The organism is Amycolatopsis sacchari (assembly GCF_900114035.1).
GTDB lineage: Bacteria > Actinomycetota > Actinomycetes > Mycobacteriales > Pseudonocardiaceae > Amycolatopsis_E > Amycolatopsis_E sacchari.
On record NZ_FORP01000018.1, the window covers coordinates 1 to 17,033 of the forward strand.

Genomic DNA, 17,033 nt, shown 5'->3' on the forward strand with positions numbered 1-17,033 from the left:
CTCCACTTCACAACCGGAGGCCTTCACCTGTCAGCACGACAGGCCACCAACGGTCACCTCAACCCGGGACAACGTCCCTGAACATCACACCTAGGGCTGGTGCATCCGGTCGAGATGCTCAGGCGCTGCGCTCGGAGTCGTTCTCCTCGAAGATCCGGTCGATTTGATGATCCAGTAGGGCTACCGCCTCGTCCGGTGTGCGCTGACCGAGCAGCATCGACGCCTGCAGTCCCTCCGCTCCTGCGAGGAGGAAGGCGGCCTCGGCGCGTGCGTTGACGTCCGGTCGTGCCCGGCCGAGTTTCTGGCCCTGCTCGATGAGATCGGTGACGAGGTCTTCGAGTGCTCGTGGGCCGTGGCGGACGGCTGCCGCGAGACTTTCGTCGGCCAGGAAGCGCACGAAGAACGCCACGTGCACCAGGTGGCGACTGCGTCGTTCTGCGTCCAGTGGCAGCATTTCCAGCAGTACCCCGCGCACGATCGCGCGCATGTCACCGGTTCCGTCGAGGTGCATCAGGCGCTCGCGGGCTCGCTGCTCGGCATCGGCGTTGAGGATCTCCAGTGCGCCGAGCAGCAGTTGATCCCGCGTGCCGAAGTAGTACTGCAGCAGGCGGGCGGAGACCCCAGCCTCGGCGGCGACCTGCCGCAGGCTGACGTTCTCCAAGCCGCCTCGCGTGGCCAGGCGCCACACCGCTTCCGCGATCTGACGGCGGCGCGCTTCATGGTCCACCTGCCGAGGCATCGCCCCTCCGCGTCCGGTTCTTTGTGGTTCGATCGTACCAAGACGTGTTATGGTTCGATCGAACCACAAAAACCGGAGGGGATCGTTGTGAAGTACGTGTGGCTGGTCGCCGGGATGATCCTGCTGGCCTTCGGGGCGCAGGGGGTGATCCGCTTGGTGCTCGATCACGGATGGACTGGTGTCCTCGGCTGGCTGCCGGGCGGATTTGCCGGGCAGCTCGCCGGGCACCTCGTCCTCACTGCCGCCGGGCTGGCGCTGGCAGGCTGGTCGCAGCGGCTGCCGGAGCCGGCGAAACGTCAGCGGTAAGGCGGACGATGCTCGTTGAAGTGGGAGTCGCCGTGCCTGCGCCGGTCGGTCGATCTTCGCTGTGGACGGCCACGGCGTTTCGCCGAAGCGGTGGCGAGTACGGGATGCGTTCTGAGGGGGTAACGGTGACAAGGCACTCGGGCCGGCTCCTGCGGGCGATCACTGCGCCTGCCGAACACGGTTGCGTCATCCTGCGCGACCTTGCGAGCAGAGGTGACCACACCAAGTGGGACCCGGGAGCATCGCCCTGGCATCAAGATGATCTTTTGCGCTCTTCAGGCCGTGGACGGGCTCGTGAACATCGAGATCTGGGATGGTCGTCCTCGCGACGTGCAGCCGCACGTCCTGTTCGCGGGGGCGTTTGAGGTGGTCTCGGGCTCCCTTGCTCTGCATGATCCGAACGAGGATTTCGTCGTCATCGTCCGGCCGCACGCCAGGACTTGCGCGGTCGAAATCATGGTCGACGAGCCGACGTTTCCGGGGTTGATTCAGATAGTGATATCGCCCTCGGCAGGGTCTGAACCGGCGGTTGAGAACCGGTGACGAATGAACAGCTTGGCGGTCGTACTCTCGTCTGGCTTGCCAACACCGGCGCGCTGGGGTGACGTGTGACGAAAGAGGTCGAATAATCTGGCCAGCGTCGCCGAGTCGATGGAGGAGTGGTGAACGATTTTGTCGAGATCTCGCTGGGAACTTTGAGGGCTGCCTTCGAGAAGGTGATGACTCATTTTCAGGAGAGCGAAGGAGATGTGGTCCGGCTCAAAGCCGACTACTTCTGGAGCATTCCGGACGATGACATCTACGATGTGACTCGTGATCCGGGGAAGTTGACGATAGGCCAGATCACCGAGTCATATGAGCAGCTGGTCAGCTTGGTTGGCGACTCCGATCGTCGGGTGACATGGGAGGGCGTCTGGCTTTCGGAGGTGCTTCGGGCAGTGGGCACCCCTCGCACTCGGAAGTCGTGACCCGAGCCTCGCTGTGGAGGGGAACACTCCTCCACAGCCTGGCGGCCGGCGCTGGGCGCCGCGGACGTCCACGCAAAAAAATCGATCGAGTGTGAACGCAGGTCCCGTTATCATGACATGATGATGAGAATTGACCTTCCCAGGCAGAGCCGATCAGGCCGGTTTATCGGCCTTGCCGACGTTCTGCGAGAGATCCCGGACAACAGCCTGTTCTGGTCGATGCAATACCTCGCCGATGCGATAGGTGCTGCTCCGGAAGGGGTGGATTGGGTCGATCTCGAGAACCTTGTGAACACTAGTGCTCGTGGATATGAATTCAGCTGGGCCGAGCTCGTGGGGTTTAGCGAGGGCTTGTCGGATGTCGTCGACGTCTTTCTGGTGGCAGATGTCGGCCGAGTGGAAACACGGTATGACTTCGATGAACCCGACGTAGTGGATCGCCCGCCGACGTTGATCGTGCAGATGGAGGACAGCTCGAGTTGGTCGATCTGGGTCGACGAACAGTGGGACGGCTCCGCTCAAGCCGCTTCCGGTCTGCGGAAACTGGCCGAACGTTAACCGCCCGGCAGCAACGATGCCCTGGGCAGGCTCGGTCAGGCCTGGAGTGCGACAGATCCCTGGCGGCACCGGCGGTGAAATCAAACTGGCGGAAGGGGCATCACAGTGAGCGACGACAGCATCATCGATAAGCTACTTGAGACCGGTCTGGACGATTGGGTCGCGGTGCACGACGTGGTCTGGAATTCCACGCGCGGAACAATAAATGACGAATCAAAAGACAGGACAATTCGGATACTGGGTCGATTGTACTCCGAAGGGCTCATGGTCCCGGGTGATCTCGGGGCCTCTGGATTCGAGGATTGGCCGTCTGCGCCTCAGGACTGGATCTCCCGTTCCCGGTCGGAGCTGGATCGATTCGATTGGTGCCCCATGGGCGCCGGCTTCTGGCTCCGTTTGACGAGTTATGGAAAGACGAAGGCAACCCGAGGGCATATAGATGCGGATGAAACGGAGTTGTAGGAACTCCGCTTCGTCGTTGGGGGATCGAGCCGTATGCTGTGCTGCTCGCTTGTGCGACTTCGCCGTGGTGGCGGAATTAAAAGGGGATCTGGGTCGCTCTGTCATCAAGGTCTCAAGATTGATAGCGTGCCCCGCATGGCGGAGTTGATCAGGTACGAGCTGAACTCGGGGACGGTGCTCGTCGAGGTTGGGGACGGTGACGGGATCTCCCGCGCGTCGCGGATTGGGGAGCTTGCCGAGAACGCCGAATAGGTAGGGCGACGGTCGGTGAGCTTTCCCCGAAATCTGTACGTGAACGTGCTCTTCCCGACAAACCTGACACATGTGTCTACCGTCACACGGTCACAGGTCGAACGCAGATCGATCATGCCTTCCGAGATCGCGCGGTGGTGACGCAACCATCGGTAATGCGCAGACAGTATGCGGGGTGCTGGAGACCACCGGCGAACCCACCGCCTCGCTTCGAGGTGGGTGGTCCTGGAGTGGTGGTAGAAGTTGGAGCCATGGCCGAACCTAGCGGGTACGTGCAGCATCTGCGACCTGCCTGGAGTGATCGTGCAAATTTCGTGATACACGCGAGACTCCCGGATGAAGGCTCCCCGAAGAAGTTTGAGCAGTTGCGGGTTCGACGCGTTGCGCAAACGCGATTTGAAATCTGCTGCATCCCCTTCTTTCTCTATGACCTGTCTTTAGGGGATGTGGTCGAAACGTCGTCTAGATATGGCATGCGATTCGTGTCTGGTTTGGGAACTCGCCGGATGTGTGGGGTGTGGTAAGTGAGGAACTCCATCGCCTCAATGCGACTCTCGAGCGGTATTCTCGTAACTTGCTCGCTGTCGACGCTGCCAATTATCGACAGGCGCAATTGGTGGCCGATTATCTGCTTGAGGCCGAACAGGCGACAGGCCTGATGTATGAGACTGGTCGGACCAAGTAAGAAATGCCGGGGGCGCCGCGAGGCAAACGTAGTCATGCCCTCGTGCGACAGTGGGACCGCGGACGTGGTGTCCGGTTCTGATCGGTGATGACGTGGGTGTGCCGTATTGGGTCACCGCTTTTGCCTCAGACGTGTCGAACCTCCTCGCTGGTGAGGTGATTCTCGACATGACGGCGCCGTGTGGCCCGATCGGGCAATAGGTCTGTTCACATCGAATCACGCTGGTTGGCTGAGTAATGAGTGCCGTCGCTCCTTCCCAGCAGCCAGCAGGGGCAGTACCGCGAATGCCCGCACAATCTGAGGGTTGGTGGGCGTCCCGGCGCGGGCTCGAACGCTGCGCGAGGCCCCTGCCGCTCTGCCCCAGAAACCAAGGGGTGTGGGGGAGGAGGTCCGCCGGTCTGGTGCGTGCCGCAGCCGCCTGCGATCTGCCCGGCGGGCGGGAGCTCGGGTAACTGCGAAAGGCGTCGAGGTCGCACAACGGGCAGAGCTCGGGCGGGTCAACGGTTCGTTGCGGGCGGGCCATCTGTGCTCGGTCGGTCCTGTATCCATCACTGGACGGTGTCCGTGCGCAGTGTCTGGGATTGAGGATGCGGAGGCTGTCGACGGCCTGGTCGGCGGAGCGCCGGCTCATGCGGCGGCGAGTTGCATGGTCAACAGCTTCACCCGCTGACGAGCAGGCGACGGACCCGGAGACGGGGCGAACGGAGCCCCACTCGGTTCCGGCGCTGATCCCTCACGGCGGCCCGCACACGATGGTGGATGTCACGACTAGCGACGGGCACACGCTGAGTGCGACGGACCACTATCCGATCTGGGACGCCACCACGCACACCTTCACCGATGCGATCGATCTGCGGGTGCTCAGTGATGACGGTCAGTTGCTGGTCATCACTGGGCTGCGGTTGTATCAGCAGGACCTGCAGATCGACGGCATCCACACCTACTACGCCGGTGTCACGCCGATCCTGGTGTACAACATGTGTGCGGAGCCGCTTCCGCCAGAAGAGCGGTCGGACTCAACGGCTGACCGGTCCGCAAGCCAAAATCTGGCGAACTACCTCGGTTGCCGGCCTAAGGGGGCAGATCTTGCACGGTCAGCGAGTCTTCACCGACGGTAAGCAGTATATTGTCCAATACGTCGATTCCCATATCGGAGGAACTTGGAAGATCGCGGGGTCGGCGTCTGGTCTTGCGACAAGAGTACCCGAACGACCACTACCGACGCGCTGCTGAACGAGATTGGCGGTTGACTGAAAGTGTCCGGAGGTGTGGGGGGATTTGCTGACATCCCTTACTGGAATGTTGACCTGCCAGGGCTCACCAGAGAGCAGGCCGAGTGGATCGCAGAAACTGCGTGCGTCAAGTACGGGTTGCCGTCTTCTGTTGTCGATCCGTCGGTCTTTCTGACCTTGCACATGGACCGAGAAACCGCTCTGCGTATCGCTCAAGGATTATCAAATTTTGATGACGATATATCCGTGGGTGTCCGTGAGATAATAGATGAGTGGATCCGTTCGACGATTCGATAGTGTGATACCTGTGAGGATAGTGCCGTCGAGGGCCTGGTCGAAGGGGAGCGCGGGCTCATGTGACAGCGTGTTGGCGACGGACCCGGAGGCTGGGCGAACGGAGCCGCACCCGGTTCCGGCGCTGATCCATCACGGCGGCCAGCACGCGATGGCGGATGTCACGACCGGCGATGGACAGACGCTGAGTGCGACGGATCACCACCCCATTCTGAGATGCCACTACGCGCATCTTCACGGATGCGATCGACCTACACCCGGGGGACCGGGTTCTCAATGATGATGGGCAGTTTCTGGTCATCACAGAGCTGCGGGCGTATCAGGAGGACCTGCAGATCGACGGTATCCACACCGACTACGCCGGTGTGACGCCGATCCTGGTGCGCAACAGCTGCGCCTTCCCTGATCGGCCGTTGCCGCGGGCCAAAGACGGAGTGCCGGTCCCCGACGTCGATGCGCCTCACGCGCAATTGGACGCGGAACCTGGAAGAAATGGAAGCTACCCGCAGACGCGCGAATTCGACGCCGACGGTAACCCGGTGCGAAACATCGATTTTACCGATCATGGGCGGATGCGGAACCATCCCAACCCGCATCAGCGCACTTGGCAGTCGAACCCGACCGTCGGTAAACCGCAGCGCGCGCTTGTTGCGCTGCCGCTAGAGTAGGCGACATGAGATGGATCACGTTATCGACGCGTAAGAAGTCCGGCGAGCTTTTGGATCTTTACGACGTTCTGGATGCCATCCCGGATAATGATTACGTCTGGCATTTGATCGAGTTCTACGGCTTCGGGGCCGCTCCGGAGGGGATGAACATTTCCGACTTCGAGCAGCTGGTTCTGTGGAGTGAGATAAGTTACACTTTTTCATGGTTGGAGTTGAGGCAATTCGCACGAGGTTTGCATCAGACTATAGATTGTCTCCTTGTGGCAAATCGGGGAATGATTCGGAAGAAGTACTTCTTCGATGAACTGCGAGGTAATCTTGAAGAGTTTGTCGCATACGTCATATACGTAAACGATGGTGAGCAGTGGGAAGTAGCTGTCGAAGAAGGCGAGGCGAATACCGAGTCTGTGGTCGCTACGCTGGTGAGCTTGTGAGCGAAGGTGGCTGTCGGCTTCCATTACTCTTGGATGCCGGGAACGGCAGCTCGTCAATCAGGTGAAGCAGATAGCGTGTTGGCCGGGAGCATGGCCGAGGATGGACAAGCCAACGCAACTCTCGAAGACCCGGACGAGTGAGCCGGCGCGCCGGTGGTCGTGGCAGGGTGCTCAGTGATGGTTCCTCGGCGATGGCTACCGCGATATGGGTGGCGGGCGATTCGTCCGCGATGACGGTCTCAGACGGGTACGGATGACCGACGCCGAGCTCGCCCATCCGCGCCAAAATCCTCAGATGAACTTCGAGACTTACGACAAGCCAACCGGGCCAGGAATCAAAACGGGCCGACCCCAGACGAACGATCACATCTACCTTCCTGAGGAGCCAGGATGGCCTTAGGACGCCACGAATGACAGACAGAGTCCAGGGGTTTGTGAACACCATCGGTAGGATGGTGTGGGAGTTCTGGCTCAGTACGGTGTCCGGCTGATCGGGCGCGACGGAAAGAATGAGGTCATGAGGTCGGAAGATCTGCATGCATTCGCTCGCCGGTATCTTATGGACAGATATGGGGATCTGTCTGATAGGTACACGCACGTACGTGGCGAAAGTGATGTCTCCAGTGAAGGAGAAGAACCTTCGGATCGTCGAAACCTTCCGCTTCGTTATAATTTCGCGGCGGCCGCGTTAGAGGAGATCGAACGGTTCGACCCAGATCATCTCCCTGTCCTGGACGAGTTGGCGCCGGCGTTGATGAGAGCCGGTGAGCGCGCGCAGTCGACAATTGGCGAACAGTTGCGAAGCCAAGAGGGGTACGAGACGCTCGCAGAGGAGCGTGAGCTTTTCGATGCTGCGGTGGCCTCTTGGTCGGCAGGTCGCGTTCCTGTCATCGAAGTGCCGGCTTATAGGCGAGTGCTGGGTGCGGACGAGTCGGTCGCCTGGCGTCACGGGGTTGAACAGCGGTGGGGTGTTCAGGGGCTGAACTGGCACCCCATGATCACGACGCAAGTGCCCGATGCCGTGCTGGTGCTTCGCGATGAATGCATGTGGACCGCCGACGGCGTGAACGCGACTCGTCGAGTGCTGCGCGACATGGGCGTGCGCCGCGTGATGGAGTTGCGAGAGTACGGGGCGGATTACGAGATCGATGTGGAGTTGGTAGCCTTGCGATTCGCGGGCACCGAGAGCATCTGGACGGGCGAGACTCCAGACTGGATCGCCTTCGCGTCCCACGAACAGACGATCGCACTTGGCGGCGAGATCGCAACGCTACTTCCTCAGGTTTGGCCAGAATCGCTGAGGTGGCGTTGGCGAGGATGGTGAGCGGAACCGGCGACCCGTGCTCCAAAGAGAATGTGGTGAACGAAGAGGCCTTCGGCGCGGTCTTGTTCGCGTGTTGCTCACTCGAAATAATGGCAGAATTACCTTTTACGAGGTGGACGGGCCCGCGCGGCGCAGAACCTGGACACCCCGTCATTCGCCGGACGAACGTGCCCTGCTGCCACAGGGGCGCAGCCTCACCGTGCGGCTAGCCGGTCCGCCTCCGCGTCTGTGATCGTGTCCAGCACCTCCGCCGCGATGGCGTTCGCGGCGGGCTTCAGTTCCGCGCTGAGGTTGTGGAACAGTTCCTGCGCCGGTTCGGCGGGCCAGTCGGCCGGGAGGTGTTCCCTCGGCAGGCGCGGGTCCTGCCGGATGGTTTGCAGCCAGTCCGACTCCAGCAGCAGGTCGCGCGCCAGGCTGTCCGGGGCCTGCGCCTCCGGGTCCCGCCACCGCGACAGGAACGCCCGGTAGTGCCCCGCCAGCCGCTCGATGTCCCACGCCTCCGCGACCACCTCGGCGACGTGCGTGGGCGGCAGCGCCCTGGCCTGGAACACCTTCACGTGCCCGTCGGTGCCCAGCCCGTCCAGCAACCCGGCCGCGTCGACCGTGCCGGGGGCGATCCACAGTCCACTTTGGAGGCTGCCGAACCCGGCCCACAGCAACCGCGACCGCAGCGCGTGCCGTTGCCGCTGCCACGACTCGGGCATCGAGAACCCGAGCAGCGTCCACGTGCCGTCCCAGTGCCGGTTGACCGCGCCCGCCTCCCAGATGCGCCGCCTGCCGTCGTGCAGGATCGCGCGCGAATGGGGCGTCAGTCCGATGTAGACGTTCCGGCCCTGGCGCACCCGGCGCAGCAGGCCCCGGCGGGCCATCCGGCTCAGCGTGGACCGAGTGGCGTGCTCGGAGACGCCGGCGCGGTCGAGCACGTCGAGCACGCTCGCCGTGGCCACGTGGATCCCCTGGTCGAGGACGTGGCCGCCGAAGAACGTGAGCAGCAGCGCCTGGGGCCGCGGTGTCTCGGCAGCGACGCCCTCGGTGACGGGAGCGGCCAGATCGGTCACGGAACGAGCATAAGCCCGTCCTGATGTTGGGCAATCTCTTGACGACGATCACCAATCTGCTTAACGTTCGACGCGACGTGACGCGGGTCACGCGAGGTCGGCGACGAGGCAGGACACGCGATGGCAGACAACCTCCGGTCGCGCGCGCAGCTGCGCCGCGCGGTGCTCTCCAGCTATCTCGGCAGCGTGATCGAGTACTACGACTTCCTGCTCTACGCGACCGCGTCGGCGGTCGTGTTCACCAAGGTCTTCTTCTCGAGCCTGGACCCGGTGGTCGGCACGATCGCCAGTCTCGGCACGTTCACGACCGGCTACCTGGCCCGCCCGCTCGGCGGGATCATCTTCGGGCACTTCGGCGACCTGCTGGGCCGCAAGCGGATGCTCGTGATCACCATGACGATGATGGGCCTCGCGAGCACCCTGATCGGCGTGCTGCCCACCTACGCGCAGATCGGCGTGTGGGCACCGATCCTGCTCATCGTGCTCCGCGTGCTGCAGGGCATCGCCGTCGGCGGCGAGTGGGGCGGCGCGGTGCTGATGTCCGCCGAGCACGCGACGACCCGCCGCGGGCTGTGGGCGAGCTTCACCAACGCCGGCGCGCCGAGCGGCATGGTGGTCTCGACGCTGATGCTCACGCTCATGGGCGCGGTGACGACCGACGCGCAGTTCCTCTCCTGGGGCTGGCGCGTACCGTTCCTGCTCAGCGTGGTGCTGCTGGCGATCGGCTTGTTCGTCCGGCTGAAGGTCGACGAGACCCCGGTCTTCGCCGCCACGCGCCGCCCGTCCCGCGCACCGTTGCTGGAGGTGCTGCGCAGGCACCCGAAGAACCTGCTGCTGGCGATCGGTGTCGGCTTCGGTGCGTTCGTCGCACAGGGCACGCTGACCACGTACATCCTGTCCTACGCAGTGCACGCGGGTTTCCCGCGCCAGACCGTGCTCAACGCGATCACGGTGTCCTCGGTCGGTGCGGTGCTCGGCATCGTCGGCTACTCCGCGCTGTCCGACCGCGTCGGTCGCCGTCCCGTCGTGATCGCCGGGGCGCTGGCCACCGGTGTGGTCGGGTTCCTGCTGTTCCCGTTGATCGACACCGGTTCGGCGGCGTTGCTCACCCTCGCCGTGGTGCTGGGGCAGTCGGTCGCGCACCCGGCGATGTACGGGCCGCTGGCCGCCTTGTGCACCGAGCTGTTCGGCACCCGCACCCGCTACACCGGCGCGTCGCTGGGGTACCAGATCGCCGGGCTGGGCGCGGGCATCGCGCCCGTCGTGTTCGCGGCGCTCGCCGGGGTGGGCACGGGCCTGATCTCCGCCGTGATCGCCGCCTGCTGCCTCGTCACGGTCGGGTGCGTGCTCGCGCTCCGCGAGAGCAGCCGCGTGGACCTGGCCGAGCCGCGGGCCGTGGCGGAAGAGGCGCGCCGGTGAGGCGGGTCGCCGCACTGCTGGCCGCGCTGCTCCTGGCGGTCGTGCTCACGCCGGCCGCGGCGGCCGAGGAAACGGGGCACCTCACCGGAACCCTGCCGAGCGGTGCGCGGTGGGTGGCGGACGTGCCGGAGTCGTGGAACGGCACGATCATCCTGTACAGCCACGGTTTCGGGCCGCTGGAGCCGCAGAACGCACCGGACGCGGACACCGCGAGGGCGCTGCTCGCCGACGGCTACGCCCTCGTCGGCTCGTCCTACTCGGGACCTTCGCTGTGGGCACTGGAATCCGCGGTGCGCGACCAGTTCGGCGCGCTGGCCGCGCTCGAAGCGAGGATCGGCCCGGCCCACCGCACGCTCGCGTGGGGCACGTCCATGGGCGGCCTGGTGAGCGCGCTCGAAGCCGAGGACGCGCGGCACCGCATCGACGGCGCGCTCACCACGTGCGGCCTCGTCGGCGGCGCGCTGAACCTGAACAACTACCAGCTCGACGGCGAGTACGCGCTGTCCCGGTTGCTCGCGCCGGGGCAGGACGTGAAGCTCGTCCGCTACGGCAGCCAGGACGAGGCGAACGCGGCGGCGGCCACCCTGGCCGGGATCACGAACGCTGCGCAGGCCACCCCGGCCGGGCGGGCGCGCATCGCGCTCGCCGCCGCGCTCATGAACGTCCCCACGTGGTACACCGGCGACGCCGCGCCACGGGACTACGAAACCCAGGAACAGCAGCAGGAACAGGCGCTCACGCAGTTCGTGCTCGGCTTCGTGCTGTCCGGGCGGTACCAGGTCGAACTCGCCGCCGGCGGCAACAGCGCGGCCAACGCCGGGGTCGACTACCGGGCACTGCTGGAGCGCAGCAGCCACGCTCCGCAGGTGAAGGCGCTCTACCGCCGCGCTGGTCTGGACCTCCAGGCGGACCTGGCGGCACTGACCCGTGACGCCGACGTCAAGGCCGATCCGCGTGCGGTTGCGACGCTGGCCCGCACGTCCGTGCCGACCGGCCGGATCCGCGTGCCGGAGCTGACGATCCACACCGTCGCGGACCAGCTCGTGCCTGTCGAGCAGGAGAACTGGTACGGGAGGCTGGTGACCGGCGCCGGTCGCGGGCAGCTGCTGCGGCAGGCGTACGTCGAGGGCACCGGGCACTGCGCGTTCCGGCCCGCGGAGACGATCGCCGCACTGCACGCGCTCGAATTCCGTGTCAGCACGGGGATCTGGGCCGACCGGGCGGAACCCGAACGGCTCAACGCGGCGGCGGGCACCGGCCGGTACGTGCGGTTCGCCGTGCCGCCGTTGACCGGTGCGCGGCGCTGAACGTCAGGTTGCGCCATCCGGTTCTTGTCAAAAGCTGGCACACCCCTTACGTTCGCTTTACCGCGGAACCTCGTCCGCGGGACTGGGGCAGGGGGTTTCATGCGCAAGCGCGCGCTTTTCGGTGCGGCGTGCCTGGGGGTCGCCGCTGTGCTCGGGCCGCTGGTCGCGGCCGGGCCGGCACTCGCGGCGGAAGTCCGGGTGCAGTCGGGTCCGGCGGACGAGCTGTGGGTGCGCTACCTCGCGCAGTACGACCCGCGGTCGACGGTGCGGATCGCGGCGTGGCAGGCGTTGTTGTCCAGCGCGCCGGACGCCGCGATCGACCGGTTCCTCGAGTCCGGATACGACTACGCCGTCCAACTCGCGGCCCAGCGAAAGGCGCGTAACGCGGACTTCGCCAAGCGCGTGCTGGCCGCGTTCACCGCCGAGTTCTCGCCCGAGGTGCACGCCGCCGCGCAGTTCGCGGTCAACAGCCGCGACGACGCCGACCGGGAACGGTTCGCCAACGGCGGTTTCGAGGCCGCGAAGCAGCGGGACAGCGCGGCCCGCGCCGCACGGGGCGAGCAGGCCGCCGCGCTCGCTGAGGCCGACCGCGCCTTCGTGCGCGGGCTCGCCGTGCAGGACCCGGGCGCGCAGGTACGGGGGAGCGCCGCCTACGCCGTGCGTCCCGGCGCGACGGACGCCGACCTCGTCGATTTCTTCGCCAACGGCTGGGCTTTCGGGGCCAGGCTCGACTTGGAGAGCTTCCGGCAGCAGGGCGCGGACAACGAAATTCGGTGGCGCGCCACGCTCACCGCGTTGCTCGCGGACGCGGCGGCAGCCGAGCAGGCCGCGCGCGAAGCCTCTGGTGAACTCGCCGAGCAGGCGAAGGCGGCAGCCGTTCGTGCGTGGCAGGCCGTCGGCGACCACACGGCTCCGGCGCGGTCGTACTGGGCCGAGGCGCAGCAACTGGCGCAGAGCCAGGCCGAAAACTGGGCCGCGGTGTACGCGGCCGCGAGTACGGCGACCGGGCCGAACTGGGTCGCCATCACCGGGCCCGCGCAGTCCGCGCAGTCCGATTGGGACGCCGAACGCACGCAGGCCGCGCAGCAGGCCCAGTACTGGGCCGCATTGCTGCAGCAGGCCCTCGACGGCGAGGCCCGAGTCCTCGCCTGAGCACTTCCCGCGCCCGTGGTGGGCGCGTTTTCGCCGTCCACACTGGGGAGTTCGAGTTGACGCACGTCCGAAGATGCCTGTCGGCCCTGTTGGCCTTCGTCCTGCTGGCGGGGCTGATCCAGCCGCCGCCGGTGCTGGCCGCGACCCCGCTGCCCGCGACGGCGGCGGACGAGCCGACGTCGCCGCGGCCCATGCCGCCCGACCCGTACCAGGAGTGGGACGGTTCGGCGGGGGTGCCGGACTGGGGTGATCCGCGGTTCCGGCAGCTCGTGGTGGACAACGCCGAGCTGGCGGAGGATCCCGAGGTCCGCGAGGCCGCCGCGGCCGCGCTGGCCGCCGGGACCAACGCCGCGCTCATGGAGTTCCTCAACCAGGGACTGCGGGAGGCCAAGGCCAGGGCGACGGCGCGGAAGCAGGAGCAGGCGCGCCAGGACCGGGCGGCGATCGAGCCGCTGCGGGGCACGGGCGGACCGTACTTCAACGCCGAGGTCGAGCGCGTGCTGTCCGGTTCGGACTCCGACCGCATGCTGTTCCTGGCTTACGGCAAGGAGATCGCGCAGCAGCGAGATGCCGACGCGACCCGTGGCGAGCAGGAACGGTTGGCGCAGCTGCGATCCCGGGTGCAGATGCTCGTCGGAGCGGGTGGTCCCGAGGTGAAGCGTGCGGCACAGGCCGCGTTGGACGGCGGCGACGCGGCGATCGCGGAGTTCCTCGCACGCGGTTACCTCCTGGCCGCGAAGGCGGACGCCGACGCGCGTGAGCAGTACCTGAAGGACCAGGAAGCCCGTGACGCCGCGGCCGAGCAGCTGTCCGACCTCGCCAAGCGCGCGGCCAGGGCGGCGCAGGCGCGCAAGGACCTGCTGGTGGCACACGGAAACGGCGTCCGCGCGCTGGAGCAGGCGGCGAACGCGCTGGTCTCGGCGAGCAACGAGGCACGCAGGGCGGCACAGATCCTGGCCGCCAACAAGGCGGGCGGGCAGCACCCGGCGGACGCGTTCACCGGCGTGAAGGAGGAGGTCGCGCGTCAGCTGGGGTACGCGAGGCAGGCGGCGACGGACGCGCAGCAGGCGTCGGCGGCGGCGCAGGTGCAGGCGAACGTCCTCGTCGAAACCGGGCTGACGTACGGCACGCAGTGGGCGGACATGGCGCGCGGCATGGCGAGCGCGGCGCAGGCGGCGGTCACCGCTTCGGAGACCGCGCAGCACGCGATCGACGCGACGGCGTTCACCGACCAGGCGCGCAACGCGCAGGAAGAGGCCGAGCGGCACGCCGAGGAGGCGCACCAGTGGCGGCTGCACGCGGAGGAACACGCGCGTGCGGCGGCGCAGCTCGCGGACGCGGCGCGGGTGCAGGCGGATGCCGCCAAGGACGCGGCCGTGCGGACGAAGGCGGCGCGCCAGGCGGCGGAGGCCGCGGAAGCACAGGCGTGGGCGGCAGCAGAGCGCACGCGTACCGCGCGCCTGACGGCGGAGCGGGAGGCGGCGACGGCCGCGGCGGCACGGGCGACGGCCGAGCGTGAACGGTCCGCGGCTGCCGCGGCCCGGGCGCGGGCGGACCAGCAGGCGTCGGTCGCGCGATCGGCGCGGGCGGAGGCGGACCGGCAGGCCGGGATCGCGTCCGTGGCACGGCAGGGCGCGGACGACGCCAACGGCCGCGCGGCGCAGGCGGAAACCAACGCGCGCAACGAAGAGCGGAACGCGGCGCAGGCCCGTAACCGGGCGTACGCGGCGGAGCGTGAACAGCGCGCGGCCGACGCGCGGTCGGCGGCGATGGACGCGATGGCCGCGGCGAGCCGCGGTGGGACGTATGAGAAACCGGCGCAGGACGCGGCGAACGAGGCACGCGGGTATGCGACTGCCGCCCGTGCGGCTGCCGGTGCGGCACGCGGTGCGGCGAACACGGCGACGGGAGCCGCGGCGGGTGCGCGTGCGGCGGCGACGGAAGCGGGGGCGCACGCCGCACGGGCTCGGGCCGCCGCCCAGCAGGCCGCGGCCGCGGCGGCCCGCGCGAACGCCGCCGCGAACCAGGCCGAAGCCGAAGCACGCGCCGCGCACGCCGCACGGTTGCGTGCGGACTCGGCGGCGTCGGACGCGACTTTCGAAGAGGCGCGTGCGGCGGAAGCGGCACGCAACGCGGTGTCGCTGGCGGAACAGGCGGCTTCGGAGGCGGTGCAGGCGGTTCGCTCCGCCGAGCGGACGCGTGCGGAGGCTGACGCGGCCGCAGCGGAGTCGGTGTCGGCGGCGACGCAGGCGGGGCTCGCGGTACAGGCGTCGGTGGCGGCGCGGGCTTCGTCCCAGGCGATCACGGACCCCGCGAACACCGCGATCACGGTCGTGGCGCCCTTCAGCGGCAGCGATCTCGGTGCGGATTTCGTGCTGCTGGTGGCGAACCAGGCGAAGGCCGTCGGTGCGGAGCAGGCGGCTGCCGCGGCGCGTGCCGCCGACGAGGCGACGGAAGCTGCCCGGCTCGCGCAGGAAGCCGCGGACCGCGCGGCGGGTGAGGTCAAACCGGCGTACGACGCGGCCGCGGCGGCGTCGCGTTCGTCGGCGGCAGCGGCACGCTCGGCGGCGGAGGCACAGCAGGCGGCGGCCGACGCGGCGGTCGACGGAGCGGCGGCCCGCGCCGCGGCTTCCCGTGCGGCGCAAGCGGATGCGCAGGCCCACGACGACGCGGTGAAGGCCCGCGCGGCGGCGAACGCGGCGAGCAACGACGCGGCGATCGCGGGCCGGGCGGCGTCAGCGGCGGAACGCGACGCGGCGGCGGCTCGTGCGGCGGCGTCGGCAGCGGAGTCGGACGCGGCCGCGGCGCGCGACGCGGCAGGCCGGGCGGAAGCGGACGCCACAGCGGCGGAAACGGCCGCGACGGAAGCCCAAACCCACGCCGACGCGACGGCGGAAGCGGCGCGGAACGCCATGCAGGCGGCCATCGACGCCGGACACGCCGCGGACCGGGCGGAACAGGCGGAGCGGGACCGGCAGGCGGCGGAGCGGGCGGCGCAGGCCGCGCAGGCGGGGGACGACGTCCCGGACATGACGGCGGAGGAGGAACAACTCCTCTACCAGATGGGCGGACCCGACCTCGTCGAGCAGAACCGCGAAGCGCTGGAGCAGGCCAAGAAGGGGATCATCGACTACCTCATCGAGAACGGTGGCCAGGTGCTCCTGGACATCATCGGTGTCACCGACGCGAAGAAGTGCTTCAGTGAAGGCGATGTCGCGGCTTGCCTGTGGACCGTCGTCAACGTCGGCTCGCTCCTCCTGTTGCTCGCGAAGCTGCCTGCGGTGGCGTCCGCCATCACGAAGGTCGTGGCGGGGCTGACGAAATTCCTGGAAGCCAGCGCGGCCGGCCGGGAGATCCTCGAACTCGGCCGCAGGATCATGGGCGAGGCGAAGGTCGTCTGCGGGGTCGGCAACAGCTTCACCGGCGACACCCCGGTGCTGCTGGCCGATGGCACGCACCGAGCCATAGCCGAGGTCGAGGCGGGCGACGAGGTCCTCGCCACCGATCCCGAGACCGGCCGCACCGAGCGGCACCAGGTGCTCCAGCAGATCGTGGGGGAGGGGCAGAAGACCCTCGTCGACGTCACCGTGGACCTGGACGGACCGGACGGTGACCGCGAGGGCACGGTCACCGCCACCGACGGCCACCCGTTCTGGGTGGACGACCAGGGCCGCTGGCTGCCCGCGATCATGCTGGCCCCCGGCGACCACCTGCGTGCGTCCGACGGGCACCCGGTCGAGGTGCTGGGCACTCAGGTGCACGGTGAGCCCCGGCGGGTCTACAACCTGTCGGTCGAGGGTATTCACACCTACTACGTGACCGCGGGAACGGCCGACGTTCTCGTCCACAACACCGCGCCCTGTCCCCGGTTCTCGGTCGACTCCAACGGCGAGATCGTCGATTTCATGTCGCCGTCCGGAAAGCTCAGCCTGCCTGCGAACCTCGAAGGCGGGACCGCGCAGGAAATCGGTGCGAAGATCTGGGGGCACGGCACGAAGATGGCGCAGGAACTCGTCGGAACGCGTACGCCGGAACAGCTGCGTGCGCTGTGCTCCAAACGGGACGCCGAAAGGCTGATGGATTTCTACGAGAACGCGCACATCAACATTCCTTCGAATCCGACTGCTCCGATCCGCGTACAGTTGGCCAAGGAGATCATCGACGCGTGGAGCTAG

The 17,033-nt window shown here is 67.3% G+C and carries 16 protein-coding genes; 14 read left to right on the forward strand and 2 right to left on the reverse strand.

Annotated elements, in window-relative coordinates:
* Positions 1 to 118: 118 nt before the first annotated feature.
* Positions 119 to 739, reverse strand: a complete 621-nt coding sequence (locus BMZ92_RS25475; RefSeq protein ID WP_091512377.1) for a TetR/AcrR family transcriptional regulator — start codon at positions 737 to 739, stop codon at positions 119 to 121.
* Between the two features lie 87 nt (positions 740 to 826).
* Here BMZ92_RS25475 and BMZ92_RS25480 point away from each other — a divergent pair, with 87 nt between their 5' ends.
* From BMZ92_RS25480 to BMZ92_RS37005, 10 genes are all read left to right on the forward strand, one after another.
* On the forward strand, positions 827 to 1,045 hold the full coding sequence (locus tag BMZ92_RS25480) for a hypothetical protein (RefSeq protein ID WP_091512379.1): 219 nt from the start codon (positions 827 to 829) through the stop codon (positions 1,043 to 1,045).
* Between the two features lie 294 nt (positions 1,046 to 1,339).
* Positions 1,340 to 1,588: a hypothetical protein gene (locus BMZ92_RS25485; RefSeq protein ID WP_143249940.1), complete on the forward strand. Its 249-nt coding sequence runs from the start codon at positions 1,340 to 1,342 to the stop codon at positions 1,586 to 1,588.
* 119 nt (positions 1,589 to 1,707) lie between these two features.
* On the forward strand, positions 1,708 to 2,013 hold the full coding sequence (locus BMZ92_RS25490; RefSeq protein WP_091512383.1) for a hypothetical protein: 306 nt from the start codon (positions 1,708 to 1,710) through the stop codon (positions 2,011 to 2,013).
* A 120-nt stretch (positions 2,014 to 2,133) separates the two neighbouring features.
* The gene (locus BMZ92_RS25495) at positions 2,134 to 2,571 is read left to right on the forward strand and encodes a hypothetical protein (protein WP_143249941.1); all 438 of its coding nucleotides are present in this window, start codon (positions 2,134 to 2,136) and stop codon (positions 2,569 to 2,571) included.
* Positions 2,572 to 3,536: 965 nt separating this feature from the next.
* Positions 3,537 to 3,809 carry a DUF4265 domain-containing protein gene (locus tag BMZ92_RS38850; RefSeq protein WP_177228866.1) on the forward strand — a complete coding sequence of 91 codons (273 nt, stop codon included), beginning with the start codon at positions 3,537 to 3,539 and terminating at the stop codon, positions 3,807 to 3,809.
* A 748-nt stretch (positions 3,810 to 4,557) separates the two neighbouring features.
* The gene (locus BMZ92_RS37530) at positions 4,558 to 5,088 is read left to right on the forward strand and encodes a hypothetical protein (protein ID WP_091512388.1); all 531 of its coding nucleotides are present in this window, start codon (positions 4,558 to 4,560) and stop codon (positions 5,086 to 5,088) included.
* The gene (locus BMZ92_RS38855; protein WP_177228867.1) at positions 5,057 to 5,203 is read left to right on the forward strand and encodes a toxin C-terminal domain-containing protein; all 147 of its coding nucleotides are present in this window, start codon (positions 5,057 to 5,059) and stop codon (positions 5,201 to 5,203) included. Before BMZ92_RS37530 ends, BMZ92_RS38855 begins: the two co-directional genes overlap by 32 nt.
* Before the next feature lie 658 nt (positions 5,204 to 5,861).
* On the forward strand, positions 5,862 to 6,164 hold the full coding sequence (locus tag BMZ92_RS37000) for a hypothetical protein (protein WP_143249944.1): 303 nt from the start codon (positions 5,862 to 5,864) through the stop codon (positions 6,162 to 6,164).
* 5 nt (positions 6,165 to 6,169) lie between these two features.
* The gene (locus BMZ92_RS25510; RefSeq protein ID WP_091512392.1) at positions 6,170 to 6,598 is read left to right on the forward strand and encodes a hypothetical protein; all 429 of its coding nucleotides are present in this window, start codon (positions 6,170 to 6,172) and stop codon (positions 6,596 to 6,598) included.
* A gap of 517 nt (positions 6,599 to 7,115) precedes the next feature.
* A complete protein-coding gene (locus BMZ92_RS37005; RefSeq protein WP_143249945.1) occupies positions 7,116 to 7,922 on the forward strand; it encodes a hypothetical protein in 807 nt (268 codons plus the stop codon).
* 194 nt (positions 7,923 to 8,116) lie between these two features.
* On the opposite strand, the gene BMZ92_RS25520 is transcribed toward BMZ92_RS37005, so the two are convergent.
* Positions 8,117 to 8,980 carry a PaaX family transcriptional regulator gene (locus tag BMZ92_RS25520; protein WP_091512396.1) on the reverse strand — a complete coding sequence of 288 codons (864 nt, stop codon included), beginning with the start codon at positions 8,978 to 8,980 and terminating at the stop codon, positions 8,117 to 8,119.
* A 120-nt stretch (positions 8,981 to 9,100) separates the two neighbouring features.
* On the opposite strand from BMZ92_RS25520, the gene BMZ92_RS25525 reads away from it, so the two are divergent.
* The 4 genes from BMZ92_RS25525 (at position 9,101) to BMZ92_RS38615 (ending at position 17,033) form a co-directional block, all read left to right on the forward strand.
* Complete coding sequence (locus BMZ92_RS25525; RefSeq protein WP_091512398.1) at positions 9,101 to 10,399, forward strand: MFS transporter; 1,299 nt, start codon at positions 9,101 to 9,103, stop codon at positions 10,397 to 10,399.
* A complete protein-coding gene (locus BMZ92_RS25530) occupies positions 10,396 to 11,706 on the forward strand; it encodes an alpha/beta fold hydrolase (RefSeq protein ID WP_091512401.1) in 1,311 nt (436 codons plus the stop codon). Before BMZ92_RS25525 ends, BMZ92_RS25530 begins: the two co-directional genes overlap by 4 nt.
* A gap of 99 nt (positions 11,707 to 11,805) precedes the next feature.
* Positions 11,806 to 12,858 carry a hypothetical protein gene (locus BMZ92_RS25535; RefSeq protein ID WP_245783245.1) on the forward strand — a complete coding sequence of 351 codons (1,053 nt, stop codon included), beginning with the start codon at positions 11,806 to 11,808 and terminating at the stop codon, positions 12,856 to 12,858.
* Positions 12,859 to 12,947: 89 nt separating this feature from the next.
* A complete protein-coding gene (locus BMZ92_RS38615) occupies positions 12,948 to 17,033 on the forward strand; it encodes a polymorphic toxin-type HINT domain-containing protein (protein ID WP_091512405.1) in 4,086 nt (1,361 codons plus the stop codon).

Bases quoted from the DNA above. Each gene is read 5' to 3' on its own strand.
- BMZ92_RS25510 (WP_091512392.1), top strand. From the start codon at position 6,170: ATGAGATGGATCACGTTATCGACGCGTAAGAAGTCCGGCGAGCTTTTG.
- BMZ92_RS37530 (WP_091512388.1), top strand. From the start codon at position 4,558: ATGCGGAGGCTGTCGACGGCCTGGTCGGCGGAGCGCCGGCTCATGCGG.
- BMZ92_RS25495 (WP_143249941.1), top strand. From the start codon at position 2,134: ATGATGAGAATTGACCTTCCCAGGCAGAGCCGATCAGGCCGGTTTATC.
- BMZ92_RS38850 (WP_177228866.1), top strand. From the start codon at position 3,537: ATGGCCGAACCTAGCGGGTACGTGCAGCATCTGCGACCTGCCTGGAGT.
- BMZ92_RS25475 (WP_091512377.1), bottom strand. From the start codon at position 739: ATGCCTCGGCAGGTGGACCATGAAGCGCGCCGCCGTCAGATCGCGGAA.
- BMZ92_RS25525 (WP_091512398.1), top strand. From the start codon at position 9,101: ATGGCAGACAACCTCCGGTCGCGCGCGCAGCTGCGCCGCGCGGTGCTC.
- BMZ92_RS25535 (WP_245783245.1), top strand. From the start codon at position 11,806: ATGCGCAAGCGCGCGCTTTTCGGTGCGGCGTGCCTGGGGGTCGCCGCT.
- BMZ92_RS37005 (WP_143249945.1), top strand. From the start codon at position 7,116: ATGAGGTCGGAAGATCTGCATGCATTCGCTCGCCGGTATCTTATGGAC.